The organism is Pseudomonas sp. GYB4201, from assembly GCF_056312595.1.
Genome location: NZ_JBWGIG010000041.1, coordinates 22,070 through 39,717, shown reverse-complemented (window position 1 = coordinate 39,717; position 17,648 = coordinate 22,070). Strand labels below are relative to the sequence as shown.

Here is a 17,648-nt window from a genome sequence, read left to right as displayed (position 1 = left end):
GGGCTCCAAAATATTCCAGTCGATACAAAATGTGACGGTAGCGAAATTATGTCAAGTGATATATTTTGCACCTGACTCACTCAAGGCACTTCGACATGGCACGACATCGACCGGCTAAGGAAGGCGGCTACCAACGCGGCGAAGAGACGCGCTCGCGCATCATCGACGCCGCCCTCGGGCTGTTCGCCGAACGCGGCTTCGACGGCGCCTCCACCCGCGACATCGCCACCGCCGCCGGGGTCAACGCGCCGGCGCTGCAGTACTACTTCGACAACAAGGAAGGCGTGTACGTGGCCTGCGTGGACCACATCCTCACGCACATCTGGGAACAGCTGAGCGGCGTGGTGCTGCACGCCGAGGCGCTGCTCGAAGACGCCGACGCCAGCGATGAGGCGTTGATCGACGCCTACCTGGAGGTGCTGGGCGGCTTCGTCAGCTTTATCCACGACACCCCGCAAAGCAGCGACTGGCGCCGCTTCATGGCGCGCGAGCAGGCCGGCCTTGGCCCGCCGGCGGCGTTCGAGATGATGAACCAGGGCTTCAACCAGCGCCTCAGCGCGGTGACCCGTGGCATCCTCGGCCGCCTGACCGGGCGCAGCGCCGACGACGAGGTGACCATCATTCGGGCAATGGCCTTCAACAGCCAGGGCATGGCCTTCCGCGTGCTGCGCCGGCCGGTGCTGCGGGCGCTGAACTGGGACACCATCGACCGGGCGCGCATGGAGACCGTGCGCGACACGCTGCTGTCGCAGAACCGCCTGACCCTGGAAGCGCTGGTGCGCGAGCGCGACGCTAGCCGATGACCACCTGGTTGCGGCCCTGGGCCTTGGCCTGATACAGCGCCTGGTCGGCGACAGTAAAGCTGTCCCGGGGCACGCTGGCCGGGGTGGCGAAGGCGGCGCCGATGCTGACCGTGACGTGGCCGAAACTTGAGCGCCGGTGTTCGATGCCCAGCTGCTGGATGCCCTTGCGCAGGGCCTCCAGCGCCTCCCGCAACGCGTCCGGCTGGGCGCTGCTGGCCAGCAAGCCGAATTCCTCACCGCCCAGGCGCCCGGCGATCATGTGGTGCGCGTCAGCCACCGCCTGGATCACCGCCGCCACCTGGCGCAGGCAATCGTCGCCGGCCGGGTGGCCGTAGGTGTCGTTGTACTGCTTGAAGTAATCGATATCCACCATCACCGCGGCCAGGGGCTGGCCCGCCGGGGCTTCCTGCCATTTGCGCTGGATGCTTTCGAGCATGAAGCGGCGGTTGAACAGCTGGGTCAGCGGGTCGATGGCGGTGGCCGTGCGCAGGGTCAGGTCGTTCTCGATCATCGCGCGCAGGTGGCGGAACACCTCGCGGCGCGGCTCGTCCAGCTCGCCCGGCTGCGGGTCCATGGCACACAGCGCACCCACCAGCTCGCCGCCGGGCGCGCGCAGGGGAATGGCGGCGTAAAAGCGCACGAAAGGCGCGCCGCTGACCAGCTGGCACTCGGCGTAGCGGGCATCCGCGCGGGCGTCCTCGACCACAAACACATCCTGCTGGCGCACCACGTGGTCGGCCAGGGAGCGGCCGCGGGGAATGCTGTCCAGCACCACGCCGGCCTCGGCGCGGTAATGCTGGTGCTCGGCGTCCAGCAAAATCACCGCGCTGTAGGCGGTGCCCAGCACCGTCTTCAAAATCGCCACGGCGTGGCGGAAGCACTCGCGCATCACCTGGTCGTCGTGCAGCAGCCATTCGATAATCCCGTGCTCGGGTTCGGGCGGCGCGCTGGCGGCGGTGTGCACACGGCTGGCGGGGCGATCCAGGGGGGAGATGAGACTCACGACATGCCTCTGAACGGATGGGGATGTGATCGTATCGACATGCGTTCGACAAGCTTGAGTCCGATGGTCGGGTATGGCCTCCCAATTACCCGTAGCAGCGGTGTGCCCGGGCGAAGGCGTGGCGCCCCCGACGCAGCCTTCGGCAGCTGCTACGCCGACCTGTAGCAGCGGCCGCAGGCCGCGTCACGGGCGCCGCGGTGTGCCTGGGCGAATGCGTTAGGCCCCCGACGCAGCCTACGGCAGCTGCTACGCCGACCTGTAGCAGCGGCCGCAGGCCGCGTCACGGGCGCCGCGGTGTGCCTAGGCGAATGCGTTAGGCCCCCGACGCAGCCTACGGCAGCTGCTACGCCGACCTGTAGCAGCGGCCGCAGGCCGCGTCACAGGCGCCGCGGTGTGCCTGGGCGAATGCGTGGCGTCCCGGCGTCAGCTCTCCCCTTCCACATCCTCAAGGCTGAACGTTTCGGTGTGGTCGTCGTAGGAGAAGATCTCCGCGTACCGCCCCCAGCTGATCACGCTTTCCAGGGTCTGCTCGACGAAGGCTTCGGTCAACGAATCTTCCAGCTCCTGCTCGAAACGCACGCGCGGGGCGTGGTGGCCGCGGCGTTCCTGCAGGATCAGGCGGATGCGCGCCGCCAGCGGCACGTTGCGCACCAGGTGCTCGGCGAACAGGGTCTTGCGCTCCTGGGTGCCGAAGTCGGCGAACAGCTTGCCCGGCTCGGTCAGGGTGATGTCCGCGCCCTTGAGCTCGACGAAGCCCAGGTGCTCGAGCATTTCCGCCACCGGGAACAGGTCGTCCACCTCCAGCAGCAAACGCTCGGCCACCATCGGCATGCCGGCGTGGCCGTGGTACGGCTCGGCCGCCAGGGCCTCCATCAAACCGGCCATGAGGTTGGTGGACACGTCAGGCAGCGGGCTGCCGACTTTCAGCTCGGCCCTGCCCTTGCTGGCGTCGGCGCTGCGGCGGTCGGTCATCAGCGCGTAGATGTCGTCGATCATGTTGCGGAAAGTGGGGTCCAGGCGGTTGCGCGGGTGCGCGAACGGCACGCGGATCTGCGCCACCACCCGGCCTGGGTTGGAGGACAGCACCAGGATGCGGTCGCACATCAGCACCGCCTCCTCGATGTTGTGGGTGACGATCAGGATCGACTTGATCGGCAGCTGCTTGTCGCTCCACAAGTCCAGCAGGTCGGTGCGCAGGGTCTCTGCGGTGAGCACGTCCAGCGCCGAGAACGGCTCGTCCATCAGCAGCAGCGTGGGGTTCACCACCAGCCCCCGGGCGAAGCCCACGCGCTGGCGCATGCCGCCGGACAGCTCGCGCGGGTAGGCGTTCTCGAAACCGTCCAGGCCGATCAGGTCGATGGCCGCCAGGGCCCGCTGGCGGGCTTCCTTGCGCGGCACCTTGAGCGCATGCAGGCCGGCCTCCACGTTTTCCAGCACCGTCAGCCAGGGGAACAGCGCAAAGGTCTGGAACACCATGGCCACGCCCTCGGCCGGGCCGGTCAGCGGCTCGCCGCGGTACAGCACCTCGCCCGCGCTGGGCTCGATAAGGCCGGCGATGATGCGCAGCAAGGTCGACTTGCCCGAGCCGGAACGCCCCAGCAGGCCGACGATTTCACCCTCGCGCAGGGTCAGGTCGACGTCGCTGAGCACCTGCAGGGTCTCCTTGCCCTTGCCGAAGCCGCGGCTGACGTTGCTCAGCGAGAAAATCTGCGCGGTGTTGCCCGGGTGTTGGTTCAAGGTATTCATCCACGGTTCCCCATTCAATTCATGCGCAGCTTGTTTTCAGCCATGGCGTACATCGGGCGCCACACCACCCGGTTGAACAGCACCACGAACAGCGACATCACCACCACCCCCAGGGTGATCTTGGGGAAGTCGCCGTCTGCCGTGGTTTGCGCGATATAAGCGCCCAGCCCGTGGGCCACGACCTTGTCCTGGCCCCAGGCGACGAATTCGGAAACGATGCTGGCGTTCCAGGCACCGCCCGACGCGGTGATCGCGCCGGTCACGTAATAGGGGAAAATCCCGGGCAGCATCACCGTGCGCCACCACTGCCAGCCGCGGATGCGGAAGTTCGCCGCCGCCTCGCGGAAATCGTTGGGGAAGGCACTGGCGCCGGCGATGACGTTGAACAGGATGTACCACTGGGTGCCCAGCACGATCAGCGGGCTCAGCCACACGTCCGGGTTCAACTGGTAGCGCAAAATGACGATGACGAACACCGGGAACAGCAGGTTGGCCGGGAACGCCGCGAGGAACTGCGCCAGCGGCTGGACCTTCTCCGCCCACTTGGGCCGCAGGCCGATCATCACCCCCAGCGGCACCCAGATCAGCGACGCCACGACGATCAGCAACAGCACCCGTAGCAAGGTAATCAGGCCCAGGCCCACCACGTGCAGGCATTCATCCAGGCCCACTTCACTGCCCACGTACTCGACGATGTGCCACAGCGCATACAGGGTCAGCGCGCCGATGGCCAGGTTCCACACCCAGTCCACCAGCCGCGACGCGGCCGGGTTGACGCTGGCCCGGCGCTGGCGGCGCGGCAGGCTGAAGCGGCGGTTGCCCAGGCGGCCGATGGTGCGGGTGACGGGCCGCAGCATGCGCTGTACCAGGCGCGTGCGCTGGATCAGGTTGAGCACCCAGGACTCCGGCGCGCCGGCCTGGGAGGCGGTGTTTTCCATGCGGAACTTGTCGGCCCAGGCCACCAGCGGGCGGAACAGGAACTGGTCGTACAGCAGGATCACCACCACCATGGCCAAAATCACGTAGCCCACGGCCTTGAGGTCCTGCTGCAGGATGGCGGTGGCCAGGTACGCGCCCACGCCCGGCAGGGTGATGGTCTTGTCACCCACGGTGATCGCCTCGGACGCCACCACGAAGAACCAGCCGCCGGACATGCTCATCATCATGTTCCACACCAGCCCCGGAATGGCGAACGGCACGTCCAGCTTCCAGAAGCGCTGCCAGGCCGACAGCTGCATGTTGCTGGCCACCTCGGCCAGGTCGTTGGGCACCATGCGCAGCGACTGGTAGAAGCTGAACGTCATGTTCCACGCCTGGCTGGTGAAGATCGCAAAGATCGCCGCGCACTCGGCGCCCAGCACCCGGCCGGGGAACAGCAGCAGGAAGAAGGTCACGGTGAACGAGATATAGCCCAGCACCGGCACCGACTGGAGGATGTCCAGCACCGGCACCAGCAGCTTCTCCGCACGCCGGCTCTTGGCCGCCAGGGTGCCATAGATCAAGGTGAACACCAGCGACGCGGCCATGGCCGCGAGCATGCGCAAGGTGGTGCGCACGGCGTACTCGGGCAGGTCGGCCGGGTCCAGGGAAATCACCTGGGTCTGCAGGGTGGAGATCGGTGCCCAGGTCTGGTGGGCGCCAATGGAGAAGAACAGCAGGAAGCCCACCACCAGTGGCAGGGCCATGAGGTCCCAGCGGTTGGGCAGCAACCGTAGCGTCGACGCCGGAATGTAGTGACGCAGTACCTTGTTCATAGGGCAAGTTCCGGCATTAACCTGCGCGCACGCCGCACGGCCACGCGGACCGTTACAGCACAGCACAAGATCAGGGGTTGGTAAAATAATGTCGGCGCGGCGCCGGGCGGGCGCCGTCGACGCGGAGTATAGGTAGGTGATTGTTACAATGGCGTAAAATAAGCGTCACGTTTGCCGTTCGTTCAGGTTCGGCGCTACCCCTGCGCTACCCCTGCCCTGCCAGGCTCGCCGCCAGCACCTCGACAATGCGCGCGGCGCTGTGGCCATCACCGTAGGGCGACACGCCGCGGGCCATGGCGACGTAGGCCTGGCGGTCGTCCAGCAGCCGTTGCACCTGCTCCACCAGGTGCTGGGTGTCGGTGCCCACCAGTTTCACCACGCCGCAGGCCACCGCCTCCGGCCGCTCGGTGTCCTCGCGCAGCACCAGCACCGGCCGGCCCAGCGCTGGCGCCTCCTCCTGCACACCGCCCGAGTCGCTGATGATCAGGTAGGCACGCTGCATGGCGGCCACGAACGAGGCGTAGTCGAGCGGGTCGCACAGCACAATGTTCGGGCAGTCGGCGAGCATGCCGTAGGCCACGTCGCGCACGTTGGGGTTGGGGTGCACCGGGTACAGGAACTGCAGGTCGGCATTGCGCTCGGCCAGCAGTTTGAGCGCCGTGCAGATCGCCACGATGGGCGCACCAAAGTTTTCCCGGCGGTGGGCCGTCACCAAAATCATCCGCGCCCCCGGGGCCAACTTGACGTCGAGGGTTGGTTGGCGAGCGCTGACGGCCAGCAAGGCGTCGATCACCGTGTTGCCGGTCAGGGTGATGGCCGCCCGGTCCACCCCCTCGGCCACAAGGTTGGCCACCGCACCGTCGGTGGGCGCGAAGTGCCAGCGCGCCAGGCGGCTGGCCATCAGCCGGTTGGCCTCCTCGGGAAACGGGCTGTCGAGGTCGAAGGTGCGCAGCCCGGCCTCGATGTGGCCGAACGGAATGCGCTGGTAGAAGCTGGCCATGGCGGCGCTCAGCACCGTGGTGGTGTCACCCTGGGCCAGCACCACGTCGGGGGCCTCGTCTCGCAACACCCGGTCCAGCTCCAGCAGCAGCCGGGCGTTGAGGCTGGCCAGGGTCTGGTTGGGCTGCATGATGTCCAGGTCGATATCGGGCTGGATGTCGAACAGCGCCAGCACCTGGTCCAGCAGCCCCCGGTGCTGGGCGGTGGCCACCACGCGGCAGTCGAACTGTGGATGTTGCTTCAATTGGTTGATCACCGGCGCCATCTTGATGGCCTCCGGGCGCGTACCGATCACGCAGACTACCTTGTGCCTCATCCTGTTCACCGTCATATCCCTATGCCATCTGCACCCCGCAGGATGCCAGACCCGGCCACTGCGTCAATTGCCCCGCCACGGCCGACGCCAGCCACCAGCGTGTTGCCAAGGTGCAATTTTTCGCTCAACCCACTGAATTTTATACAAAATATTTCATGACCGGCTTCTTCGTCGAATATGTCGCCATTTTGCCTAATTTAGTATCCAAATAGATACATTTAAGTATCTATTCTATTATTGATGCAACGCACTTGCGCAGCCCTGCGGCTCGGTTAACATGCCGGCCATGTGTGCGGGACGCATGCTCCAAAGGGTCGGCTTCAATGATTGAAGAGTTGCAGGCAGGGATGTTCAGCAGCCCATGGCGGCACCGCGAATTGCTGGTGGCCATGATCAGGCGCCAGGTCAGCGGCCGCTATCGCGGCTCCATCGCCGGCACCTTGTGGTCGGTGCTCCACCCCATCTTCCTGTTGTCTATCTATACGCTGGTGTTCAGCGCCCTGTTCAAGGCGCGCTGGCAGGGCAGCGACTCCAACGCCAACTTCGCCCTGATCGTGTTCGCCGGCTTCCTGGTGTTCAACCTGTTTGCCGAGTGCGTCAACGCCGCCCCCGGGCTGGTGGTGGGCAACGCCAACTACGTGAAGAAAGTGCTGTTCCCGCTGGAGATCCTGCCGTGGGTCAGCCTCGGCGCGGCGCTGTTCCATACCGTCGCGGGCCTGGCCGTGTGGCTGCTGTTCCACCTGTGCGTGGCCGGTTGGCCACCGCTGACGGCGCTGGCCCTGCCGGTGCTGTTACTGCCGCTGGTGCTGTTGACCCAAGGCCTGTGCTGGGCCCTCAGCTCGCTGGGGGTGTTCCTGCGCGACATCGGCCAACTGACTGGGGTGCTGACCACCGCGCTGATGTTCGTCTCGGCGATTTTCTACCCGCCTTCCGCCCTGCCCGGCAGCTGGCAGCACTGGCTGTTCCTCAACCCCATGGCGCTGTTCATCGACCAGGCACGGGCCGTGCTGATCCAGGGCCGGTTGCCCAGCCTGCAAAGCTGGTGCATTGAACTGCTGGCGTGCACGGCCGTGGCCTGGTTGGGCTTCCTGTGGTTCCAGAAAACCCGCAAGGCGTTTGCCGATGTCCTCTGAACTGCTGATCGACGCCCAGGCACTGAGCAAGTGCTACCAGATCTACGACCGCCCCAGCCATCGCCTGCTGCAATTGCTGCTGCGCAACCGCAAGCGCTTCTACCGCGAGTTCCATGCGCTGCACCAGGTGTCGCTGCAGATTCGTCGCGGCGAGACGGTGGGCATCATTGGCCGCAACGGCAGCGGCAAGTCGACCCTGCTGCAGCTGCTGTGCGGCACCCTCACGGCCACCAGCGGCAGCGTGCGCCGCCAGGGCCGGGTGGCGGCGCTGCTGGAGCTGGGCTCGGGCTTCAACCCCGAGTTCACCGGCCGCGAGAACGTCTACATGAACGCTGCGGTGCTGGGCCTCAGCCGTGCGCAGATCGATGCGCGCTACGAGGAAATCTGCGCCTTCGCCAACATTGGCGAGTTCATCCACCAGCCCACCAAGACCTACTCCAGCGGCATGCTGGTGCGCCTGGCCTTCGCCGTGTCGGTGTGCGTGGAGCCCGACATCCTGATCATCGACGAGGCCTTGTCGGTGGGCGACGCCTCCTTCCAGTTCAAGTGCCTCAACCGCCTGGAAAGCCTGACCGCCAGCGGCGCCACCCTGCTGTTCGTGTCCCACGACATGAGCATGGTCAAGCGCTTCTGCCAGCGCGTGTATTACCTGCGCGACGGCCAGCTGCTGGCCAGCGGGCCGGCCGAGGAGATGGCCGAGTTGTACCTGCTGGACATGCGCGACGAGCAACGGCGCTGGGCCAGCGGCGGGGGCACGCCGGTCACGCGCAAGGCCTTTCTCGACACCCGCGACGGCATGGCCTTCGGCACCGACGAGGGCCACATCAGCGCGGCCTGTTTCACCGTGACCGGGCAGTTGTTCTGCAGCTACCGCCACGGCGACGAGATCGAGCTTCAGGTGCAGGCACGGCTGCGCGCCAGCGTGGCGCGGCCCAACCTCAGCGTGACTATTCAGGAAGCGCGACTGCTGGTGATCGGCGGTGCCAATTTTGCCCTGCGCGCTGGCCCCGAGGAAGACGGCTGGTACCCGGCCAGCCTAAGCGTGCGCTTCCCGGCGCGCCTGGGGCCGGGGCGCTACCACATCACCCTGAAATTGATGAACGGCGTCACCGAAGACAGCTCGCAACTGATCGAGAAACAGGTCGGCCTGCTGGCCTTCGACGTGCTGCCCAACGACAAGCATTTTCTCGGCGTGGTCGACCTGGGGCTGCAGGGCCACGACGGCGCGAGCACCGACAGTAAGCGTCTGGACGAGGTAACCCCCCTGTGACTGAAGCGATCCGCCACATCGCCATCGTCGGCACCTTCGACGTGCAGAACTACGGCGACCTGCTGTTCCCGCTGCTGGCCGAGGCCGAGCTGCGCCGGCGCCTGGGCCCGATCCAGCTGCACCGCCTGTCCTACCACGCCCGTGATGCGCAAACCTGGCCCTTTGCTGTGACCTCGCTCAGCGACCTGCCGGCGTTGGCCAGCTCGCTGGACGGGCTGCTGATTGGTGGCGGCTTCCTGATCCGCTTCGACAAGCTGGTGGCGCCCGACTACCTGCCGCCCCACCCCGGCATCCACCACCCCACCGGCTACTGGCTGACCCCGGCGCTGATTGCGCTGCAACTGGGTATCCCGGTGGTGTGGAACGCCCCGGGCATGCACTGCAACCCCATCCCTGACTGGGCCGCGCCGCTGCTGCGCGTGGCCCTGGCGCACAGCGCCTGCGTGCGGGTACGCGATGCGCTGTCGCGCGATGCACTGCAGGGCGTATGCCCCGACGCCGCCATCGAGGTGCTGCCCGACACCGCGTTCGCCCTGCCCCGGGCGCTGGGCATCGAGCAGCCCAGCGCCGCCTTCAGCCAGCTATGCGCCGAGGTGGGCCTGGGCCCGCGCTACATCGTCATCCACGCACTGACGCTGGCCGAGCCCTATGTTCGCCTGCTGGAAAGCGACCCCCAGGCCTTCGCCCACCTGCAGGTCGTGCTGATTCCCATCGGCCCGGTGCTGGACGATGACTCGGCGCTGCTGGCCGCGAGGCTGCCCCAGGCCATCCGCCTGCCGCATTGGCCCGAGCCGCTGTTGCTGGCCGAGATACTGGGCAACGCCCAGGCGCTGATCGGCTACAGCTACCACCTGGCGATCACCGGCCTGGCCTTTGGCGTGCCGGTGTTCTGCCTGGCCGACCTTGCCGGCGGCAAGTACACCGCCCTGGCGCCCTACCCGGGCCTGCATGCGCTGGGGCCCGGGCAGGCACCGACGGCCGCCTGGTTCCTGGCGCGCTGCGGCAAAACCCGCCCCAGCGCCCAGGCCCAGGCGGCCATGCAGGCGCTGGACCGCTACTGGGACCACGTGGCGCACCTGCTGCGCCAGGGTCGTAGCCGCCCGGCGCCGGCCCTTGCCGCGCTGTGGCAAGACCTGCCCAACCTACTCGAAGACCCGAGCCAGGCCACCGTGGCCAGCTTGCGAGCTCAGCTGGCCCACAGTGAAGCCAGGGTCCGCCACCTGCAGGGGTCCAGGTCGTTGCGCCTGACCGCGCCCCTGCGCGCCATTGCCCGTGCACTCAGACACCTACGGAAAAATCGGGGGACCCATGCTCAATATTGACCGCATCCGCACTGCCGAACTCAACGCCCAGCCCTACGCCTGGGCGCAGATCGATCGCCTGTTTGCCGCGCACGACGCCGAGGCCCTGGCCCTGACCTTCCCGCGCGATCACTTCAAGACCGTGAAAGGTTACGGCGGTGAAAAAGACTACGAATACGAGGCCCGGGCGCTCAAGCCCATGGGCAGCGACGCCATCGCCCACGCCGAGCACCTGAGCGAGGCGTGGCAAGCGCTGGCCCGTGACCTGGGCTCACCCGCCTACCGCGCGGCGCTGTCGCACTTGACCGGCCGCGACCTGGGCAATGCGCCCATGGAGGTCAACGTCTTCCACTATGGGCCCGGCGCCAGCCTGGGCGCCCACCCCGACCTGGGCGACAAGGTGGTTACCCACATTCTCTACTTCAACGCCACCTGGGAGCGTGCCGACGGCGGCTGCCTGAATATCCTGCGCAGCAAGGACATCAACGCGGTAAGCGCGGTCATCGAGCCACGGGTGGGCAACTCGGCGGTGCTGGTGCGTTCCGATGAATCCTGGCACGCCGTGTCGCCCGTGGTGGAGGGCTGCAGCCATTCGCGGCGCAGCATGACCGTGACCTTCTACCGGCCCGGTTCGCTGAGCTCCATGTGGCCGGAAAACGACCCAAGCCCCCTGCACGAGTACCACCATGGCTGAGCAACACCCGCCTGTTTCCCTGGAAATCCTCGAGGCCGAACTCGAGTTGGCGCGCAGTGAGCGCGATGCCGCCCGCGCCCAGGTCGAGAACCTGCTGGGCAGCCGCACCTGGCGCCTGGGCGAACCGCTGCGCGCCGTGTCGCGACGGGTGCGCCATGGTGTCTGGCGGTACCCTGAGCTACCCGTGCGCAACCCGTTGACGGCCGCTGCCAGCCAACGCCTCGCCAGGCACCCCGGGCGCGCGGTCCAGCCAACCCTGCTGTGCTTCGCCAACATCCGCTGGGAGGCGCGCTACCAGCGCCCCCAGCAGTTGATGGCGCAGTTTGCCGACAACGGCTGGCGGGTGTTCTACATCGTGCCCTCTACCGAAGACCTGCGGGGCCAGCCCTACGTGCTCGAACACCCGCGCACCAACGTGACCCAGGTGCGCCTGGACTGCCCCGTGCCCCACGACTATTACACCCAACTGCCGGACGCGGCGCTGTGTGGCCACTTGCGCGCGGCCCTGCAAGCGCTGTACGCCGACCAGCAGATCAGCCACGCCTGGGCGGTGGTGCACCTGGCCTACTGGACGCCCTTGGTGCTGGGCCTCGGTTGGCCGGTGGCCTATGACTGCATGGACGACTGGGATGGTTTCCCCAATATCGGCCCACAATTGCTGGCCGCTGAACAACACCTGGTCACGGCTGCCGACTTGACCTGCGTCTCGGCGCGCCTGCTGCTGGAAAAGTGGCAGGGTCGTGCCCAGGCCTGCACCCTGGTGCGCAACGGCGTGGACTTCGACTTCTTCCAGCAGCATTGCCAGCCCAACACCCTGCTGCCGGCCTTCCCTGGCCCGGTGATCGGCTACTACGGCGCACTCGCGGCCTGGTTCGACTTCGGCCTGCTGGCCGAGGTAGCGCGCCAGCGCCCCGACTGGACCTTCGTGCTGGTGGGCGATGTGTTCGTCGATGACCTGGGCGGCCTCGACCAGTTGCCCAACGTCAGGCTGGAAGGCCCCCGGCCCTACGCGCAGATGCCGCTGTACCTGCACCACTTCGACGTGTGCCTGATTCCCTTCCGGCTCTACAACGTGACCCACGCCGTGGACCCGGTGAAGCTGTACGAATACCTCAGCGCTGGCAAGCCGGTGGTTAGCGTGCCGCTGGAGGAGATTCGCCATTATAGCGAGCACGTCTATTTCGCCAGCGACGCCCCGGCCTTCGTCGAACAGATCGCCCGCGCGCTGGAAGAACCCGCCAGCCGTCGCGCCCCGCGGGTGGCCCTGGCACGGGACAACACCTGGCAGCAGCGCCGCCTGGCGTGCGAACAAACCATGCAGGTGCAGGCGCCGAAGGTGTCGGTCATCATCGTCACCCACGGCAACCTGGCCCTGACCGCCCAGTGCCTGGACAGCGTGGCGCGCAACAGCCACTGGCCGGCGTTGCAGGTGATCGTGGTCGACAATGGCTCCCAGGATGCCACCCCCACCTACCTGGCGGCCCTGCGCGAACGCATGCCGGGCCTGGAGGTGATCCTCAACCCTGACAATCGTGGCTTCGCCGCTGCCAACAACCAGGGCTTGCGCCGAGCCGACGGCCAGGTCCTGTTGTTGCTCAACAACGACACCGTGGTGCCGCGCGGCTGGCTCAAACCGCTGCTGCGGCGCCTGCAGGACCCCACCGTGGGCCTGGTGGGGCCGGTCACCAACAACGTCGGCAATGAAGCCAGGGTTGCGGTGGACTACACCGACATCGCCCAGCTACAAGCTTTCGCCGACCGCCACCAGGCCGCCCAGGCCAACGCCAGTTTCGACATTCCCATGCTGGCGATGTTCTGCGTGGCCATGCGCCGCGACGTGTTCGAGCAGGTGGGCGAACTGGACGAGCAGTTCGGCATCGGCCTGTTCGAGGACGACGACTACAGCCGCCGCGTGCAGGCCGCCGGGCTGCGCACGGTGTGCGTGGAAAACGCCTACATCCACCATTACGGCCAGGCCACCTTCAAGCAGCTAATCGTCACGGGCCAATACCAGGCCTTGTGGGATCGCAACCAGGCTTACTTCGAAAGCAAATGGGGCGCCTGGCAGGCGCACCGGCCGCGTGGCGCCGAGCCCGCCGGCCCGTCGGCGGCCGAGCCCCTGCTACCGCCCCCGCGGCCCCGGCAACTGTTGCGCCAGTTCTATTATCGCTTGCCGCTCTCGCCCAGCGCCCGCTATCGCCTCGGCACCCTCTACCGGCGCCTGGTAAAGCCCGCATTGCGCCCGGTGCGCCAGGTGCTGGAAGCCCGCACGCCGCCGGCCGGCCTGCCGGCGCTGGCCGCGGCCGTGGCGGGCAGCCCCGACTACTTCGTGTGGGGCGTGATCGACTGGCACTTCCGCCACCAGCGCCCGCAGCAGCTGGCCAAGGTGCTGGCCAGCCAGGGCCACCGGGTGTTCTACGTGTCCAGCGAGCTGCTGGACCGCGACGAGCCCGGCTTCCAGGCCGAGGCCCTGGACACCCAGGGCCGCCTGTTGCAGATCAAGCTCTTCGCCCGCCGCGCGCCGAACATCTACCGCGACGCCGCCAGCGCGGCGCACCTGCGGCAACTGCACCAGGGCCTGGGGCAGCTGCTGCAATGGGCCGACGGCCAGGCCTGCGTGTCGCTGGTCAACCACCCCTTCTGGACCGGAGTGGCCCAGGCCCTGCCCGACCATTGCCTGGTCTATGACTGCATGGACAACCACGAAGGCTTCGGCAACGACAACGCCCACCTGCTGGCCATGGAAAAAGCCCTGCTGGCCAGCGCCGACCTGACGCTGTTCACCTCGACCTGGCTGGAGCAGGCCTGGGCCGGCCAGGCCCGGCAAACGTGCGTGGTGCGCAACGCCGCCGACTATGATTACTTCGCCCAGGTACCCGCCCAGCGTTACCAGGACCCCGGCCAGCGGCGCATCATCGGCTACTACGGCGCCATCGCCGAGTGGTTCGACCTGGCGGTGGTGGCGGCCATCGCCGAGCATTTCCACGACTGCTGCATCCTGCTGGTGGGCGCCGACACCGTGAACGCCGCGGCGCACCTGCGTGGCCTCGCCAACGTGGTGTTCACTGGCGAGGTGCCGTACGCGCAGTTGCCCTATTACCTGCATGCCTTCGACGTGTGCCTGCTGCCGTTCCAGGTCATCCCGCTGACGCTGGCCACCAACCCGGTAAAAGTCTACGAATACCTGAGCGCCGGCAAGCCGGTGGTGGCCACCGACCTGCCGGAGCTGCAGCAGTTTGCCGGCCACGTCAGCACTGCACGGCAAATCCCCGAGTACCTGGCGGCCATCCACGCCGTGCTGGGCACCCCCGACCTGCCCCAGGCCCAGGCCGCACGCCAGGCTTTTGCCCGCCAGCAGACCTGGGGGCATCGCGCCCAGACGCTGGTGCAGGCAGTGCAGGCGGCCACCCACCAGCCCAGCCTGAGCGTGATCGTGGTGACCTACAACAACCTGGCGCTCACCCGCCAGTGCCTGGCCAGCCTGGAGGGCGACGACGCGGTGCTGGAGGTGATAGTGGTGGACAACGCCTCCAGCGACGACACACCGGCCTACCTCAGCCAGTGGGCTGCCCAGGGCCAGGGCCGGCAAATCGTGCTCAACCCGGACAACCGCGGCTTCTCTGCCGCCAACAACCAGGGCCTGGCCTTAGCCCGCGGCGCTTACCTGATGCTGCTCAACAATGACACCCAGGTGATGCCCGGTGCCCTGCGCACCCTGCAACAGCACCTGCGCCGCGACCCGGGCATCGGCCTGATCGGGCCGGTGACCGACAACATCGGCAACGAGGCAAGAATCACCCTGCCCATGGCCCCCGGCGATGACCTGCGGCAAGCGGCGGCGCGCTACACCCGTGGCCACTGTGGGCAACACTTTGACCTACGTACCCTGGCCTTCTTCGCCGTGATGATGCCGCGCAGCACCTACGACACCCTCGGCCCGTTGGACGAAATCTTCGGCCTGGGGTTCTTCGAGGACGATGACTACTGCCGCCGGGTGGAACAGGCCGGGCTGAGGTGCGTGTGCGCCGAAGACGCCTTCATCCACCACCACCTGTCCGCCTCGTTCGACGCCATGCAGGCGCCCGCGCGCCAGGCGCTGTTCGAGCGCAACCGCAAACACTACGAAACCAAGTGGGGCCCATGGCAACCGCACACCTACCGCCCCTGAAACCAGAGCAAGCGCACCCTGCGGGGCTGCACGAGCGCCTGGTCTACCTGGCGCCCATCGCCTGGCAGAGCGTCACCCAGCGGCCCCACGAGATGGTCGCCTGCTTCCACCGGCAAACCGGCGGGCAGGTGCTATGGGTAGACCCCTACCCCACCCGCCTGCCCAACCTGGACGACGTGCTCGGCCCGCCCCAAGCCGCCCTGCCACGCGTGCCCGTGCCGCCCTGGCTACAGGTGATCAAGCCGCTGGCATTGCCCATCGAACCCCTGCCACTGTCCGCCTGGCTGAACCGCTGGCTGTGGCAAGGCACAGTACGCGCCGTGCAGGCCTTCGCCCGCCAGCCTGCCTTGCTGGTAGTGGGCAAGCCCTCGCATCTGGCCCTGCAACTGATGGCCTGCCCGCTGCTGAGCGACAACTGCTACGACGCCATGGATGACGTGTCGCTGTTCTACAAAGGCTGGTCACGATGGGCCATGGCCCGCCGCGAGCAGCAGACGGTGCTGGCGGCGCGCAGGGTCTGGTGCTCATCCAGCGCCCTGATGCAGCGCGTCCAGCAGTTGGGGGCAACGCCACAGTGGGTGGCCAATGCCTGTGCTGCAGAGCGCCTGCTGGCACCTTCCAGGTCAGCGCGGGCCGCGGGCACCGCACCGCTCATCGGTTACGTGGGGGCTATCGCCAAGTGGTTCGACTGGTCGTTGGTCATTGCCTTGGCCCAAGCGCGCCCCGACGCCTGCGTGCGCCTGATAGGCCCGGTGTTTGGCCAGGTGCCAGCATCATTGCCCGCCAACATTCACCTGCGCCCGCAGTGCAGCCACACCGACGCCATGCGCGCCATGCGCGACTTCGACGTGGGGCTGATCCCGTTCAAGATCGACACGCTGACCGAGTCGGTCGACCCGATCAAATATTACGAATACCGGGCCTTGGGCATTCCGGTCATCAGTTCGGCGTTTGGTGAGATGCGCCAGCACGCCAAGGCCGATGGCGTGTTTCTGGCCGACCCTGCCCAGCCATTGGGGCCGACGCTTGCGCGTGCCCTGGGCTACCGCGAGCCGCTGGCCAGCGTGCAGCGCTTTCGCGCCGCCAACGCCTGGTCGACGCGCTTTGCCCAGGCGCGGTTGTTCGTGCGGGCGCCCGCTACGGCTGACGCTTGCGCGCCTCGGCCTGCGTCGCTCGATACTGTTTGAGCTCGCCCAGGCGCAAGTCCTCGGGCAGGTCGCCGGCACGCCGCTTGCTGTGGCCCACGCGCTGGGCCTTGTAGATCCCTGTGTGCCCCGACACCAGGTAGCTGGCGATGCACGCCACCGCTGCCAGCGGCCCGATGTCGGCGCCGAACAGCTCCATGGCCATGATGATGGTCGCCAGCGGCGTGTTGGCGGCGCCGGCGAACACGGCGACGAAACCGATGCCCGCCAGCATCGCGAACGGCAGGTGCAGCAGCGGTGCCAGGGCGTTGCCCAGGGTGGCGCCGATGTAGAACAGTGGCGTCACTTCGCCGCCCTTGAAACCCGAGCCCAGGGACGCCACGGTGAACACCAGCTTGCCGGCCCAGTCCCACGGCGCCACGGGCACCTGGAAGGCCTGGACAATGCCGGGAATGCCCAGCCCGATGTAGTCGTAGGCCCCCAGCGCCCACACCGCCAGGGCAATGACGATGCCGCCCACGAACGGCCGCAGTGGCGGGTAGCCGATCAGGCGTTTCACCAGCGCGCCCAGGCGGTGGGTGGCGCTGGCGAACAGCAGCCCGGCGAGGCCGAAGACCACTCCGGCGATCAGCACCGCCACCAGGCTCCAGGCGCCCACCGGGACGATCTCGCCGATGGCATAGTGCACGTGGTGCACGCCCCACAGCAGGCCCACCTGGTCGGCGACGATGGCCGCCACCATGCACGGGAACAAGGCGTCGTAGCGCATACGCCCGATGGCCAGCACCTCCAGGCCGAACACCGCGCCGGCCAGCGGCGTGCCGAACACCGAGGCAAAGCCTGCAGCAATACCGGCCATGAGGATGATGCGCCGGTCTTCGCGGCGCAGGCGCAGCAAGTGCGTGAGTTGGTCGGCCAGCGCCCCGCCCATCTGCACCGCCGTGCCCTCGCGGCCCACCGAGGCGCCGAACAGGTGCGACACCAGGGTGCCGCCCAGCACCAGCGGCACCATGCGCAGCGGCACGACGTTCTTGGGGTCATGAATCTCGTCGATCAGCAGGTTATTGCCCGCCTCCACCGACTTGCCCAGCCGGTAGTAGATCCAGCCCACCACGAAGCCGGCCACGGGCAGCAACGCGATCAGCCAGCGGTGGCTTTCGCGGGTGCCGGTGACGTAGTCCAGGGCAAACAGGAAAAACGCCGAGGCACTGCCGGCCAGCACGGCCACCAGGCTTGCCAGCAGCAGCCATTTACCCAGGTAGGGCAGCAGTTGCAGTTGTTCGAAACGCTTGAATCTTGACATGAAGGGGTCAGCC

Annotated in this window: 12 protein-coding genes; 7 read left to right on the top strand and 5 right to left on the bottom strand. The window is 67.4% G+C overall.

Annotated elements, in window-relative coordinates; all coding sequences use genetic code 11:
* Positions 1–95 precede the first annotated feature (95 nt).
* Positions 96–803 (top strand): CerR family C-terminal domain-containing protein, encoded by a 708-nt coding sequence (locus AC0Z2B_RS27360; protein WP_416424920.1) that lies wholly within the window; start codon positions 96–98, stop codon positions 801–803.
* Here the strand turns inward: AC0Z2B_RS27360 and AC0Z2B_RS27355 are convergent.
* From AC0Z2B_RS27355 to wecB, 4 genes are all read right to left on the bottom strand, one after another.
* Positions 793–1,806, bottom strand: coding sequence for a sensor domain-containing diguanylate cyclase (locus AC0Z2B_RS27355; RefSeq protein ID WP_476300809.1), 1,014 nt, complete (start codon positions 1,804–1,806; stop codon positions 793–795). The genes AC0Z2B_RS27360 and AC0Z2B_RS27355 overlap by 11 nt on opposite strands.
* A gap of 423 nt (positions 1,807–2,229) precedes the next feature.
* The gene (locus AC0Z2B_RS27350) at positions 2,230–3,552 is read right to left on the bottom strand and encodes an ABC transporter ATP-binding protein (protein ID WP_416424924.1); all 1,323 of its coding nucleotides are present in this window, start codon (positions 3,550–3,552) and stop codon (positions 2,230–2,232) included.
* A 14-nt stretch (positions 3,553–3,566) separates the two neighbouring features.
* On the bottom strand, positions 3,567–5,306 hold the full coding sequence (locus tag AC0Z2B_RS27345) for an ABC transporter permease subunit (protein ID WP_473002789.1): 1,740 nt from the start codon (positions 5,304–5,306) through the stop codon (positions 3,567–3,569).
* Between the two features lie 205 nt (positions 5,307–5,511).
* Positions 5,512–6,621, bottom strand: coding sequence for a non-hydrolyzing UDP-N-acetylglucosamine 2-epimerase (gene wecB, locus AC0Z2B_RS27340; protein WP_476300806.1), 1,110 nt, complete (start codon positions 6,619–6,621; stop codon positions 5,512–5,514).
* A 323-nt stretch (positions 6,622–6,944) separates the two neighbouring features.
* On the opposite strand from wecB, the gene AC0Z2B_RS27335 reads away from it, so the two are divergent.
* Genes AC0Z2B_RS27335 through AC0Z2B_RS27310 form a run of 6 tightly spaced genes read left to right on the top strand, consistent with a single transcriptional unit; the run spans position 6,945 to position 16,374 of the window.
* Entirely contained in the window at positions 6,945–7,754 is an 810-nt protein-coding gene (locus tag AC0Z2B_RS27335) for an ABC transporter permease (RefSeq protein WP_476300804.1), read from the top strand.
* Positions 7,744–9,024, top strand: coding sequence for an ABC transporter ATP-binding protein (locus tag AC0Z2B_RS27330; RefSeq protein WP_476300802.1), 1,281 nt, complete (start codon positions 7,744–7,746; stop codon positions 9,022–9,024). The genes AC0Z2B_RS27335 and AC0Z2B_RS27330 overlap by 11 nt, the downstream gene beginning before the upstream one ends.
* On the top strand, positions 9,021–10,346 hold the full coding sequence (locus tag AC0Z2B_RS27325; RefSeq protein ID WP_476300800.1) for a polysaccharide pyruvyl transferase family protein: 1,326 nt from the start codon (positions 9,021–9,023) through the stop codon (positions 10,344–10,346). Before AC0Z2B_RS27330 ends, AC0Z2B_RS27325 begins: the two co-directional genes overlap by 4 nt.
* Complete coding sequence (locus tag AC0Z2B_RS27320; RefSeq protein ID WP_476300798.1) at positions 10,333–11,019, top strand: 2OG-Fe(II) oxygenase; 687 nt, start codon at positions 10,333–10,335, stop codon at positions 11,017–11,019. Before AC0Z2B_RS27325 ends, AC0Z2B_RS27320 begins: the two co-directional genes overlap by 14 nt.
* Entirely contained in the window at positions 11,012–15,187 is a 4,176-nt protein-coding gene (locus AC0Z2B_RS27315; RefSeq protein WP_476300797.1) for a glycosyltransferase, read from the top strand. Before AC0Z2B_RS27320 ends, AC0Z2B_RS27315 begins: the two co-directional genes overlap by 8 nt.
* The gene (locus AC0Z2B_RS27310) at positions 15,160–16,374 is read left to right on the top strand and encodes a glycosyltransferase family protein (protein WP_476300795.1); all 1,215 of its coding nucleotides are present in this window, start codon (positions 15,160–15,162) and stop codon (positions 16,372–16,374) included. Before AC0Z2B_RS27315 ends, AC0Z2B_RS27310 begins: the two co-directional genes overlap by 28 nt.
* Here the strand turns inward: AC0Z2B_RS27310 and AC0Z2B_RS27305 are convergent.
* The gene (locus tag AC0Z2B_RS27305) at positions 16,325–17,635 is read right to left on the bottom strand and encodes a voltage-gated chloride channel family protein (protein WP_476300793.1); all 1,311 of its coding nucleotides are present in this window, start codon (positions 17,633–17,635) and stop codon (positions 16,325–16,327) included. The two genes, AC0Z2B_RS27310 and AC0Z2B_RS27305, sit on opposite strands and share 50 nt — an antisense overlap.
* Positions 17,636–17,648 lie beyond the last annotated feature (13 nt).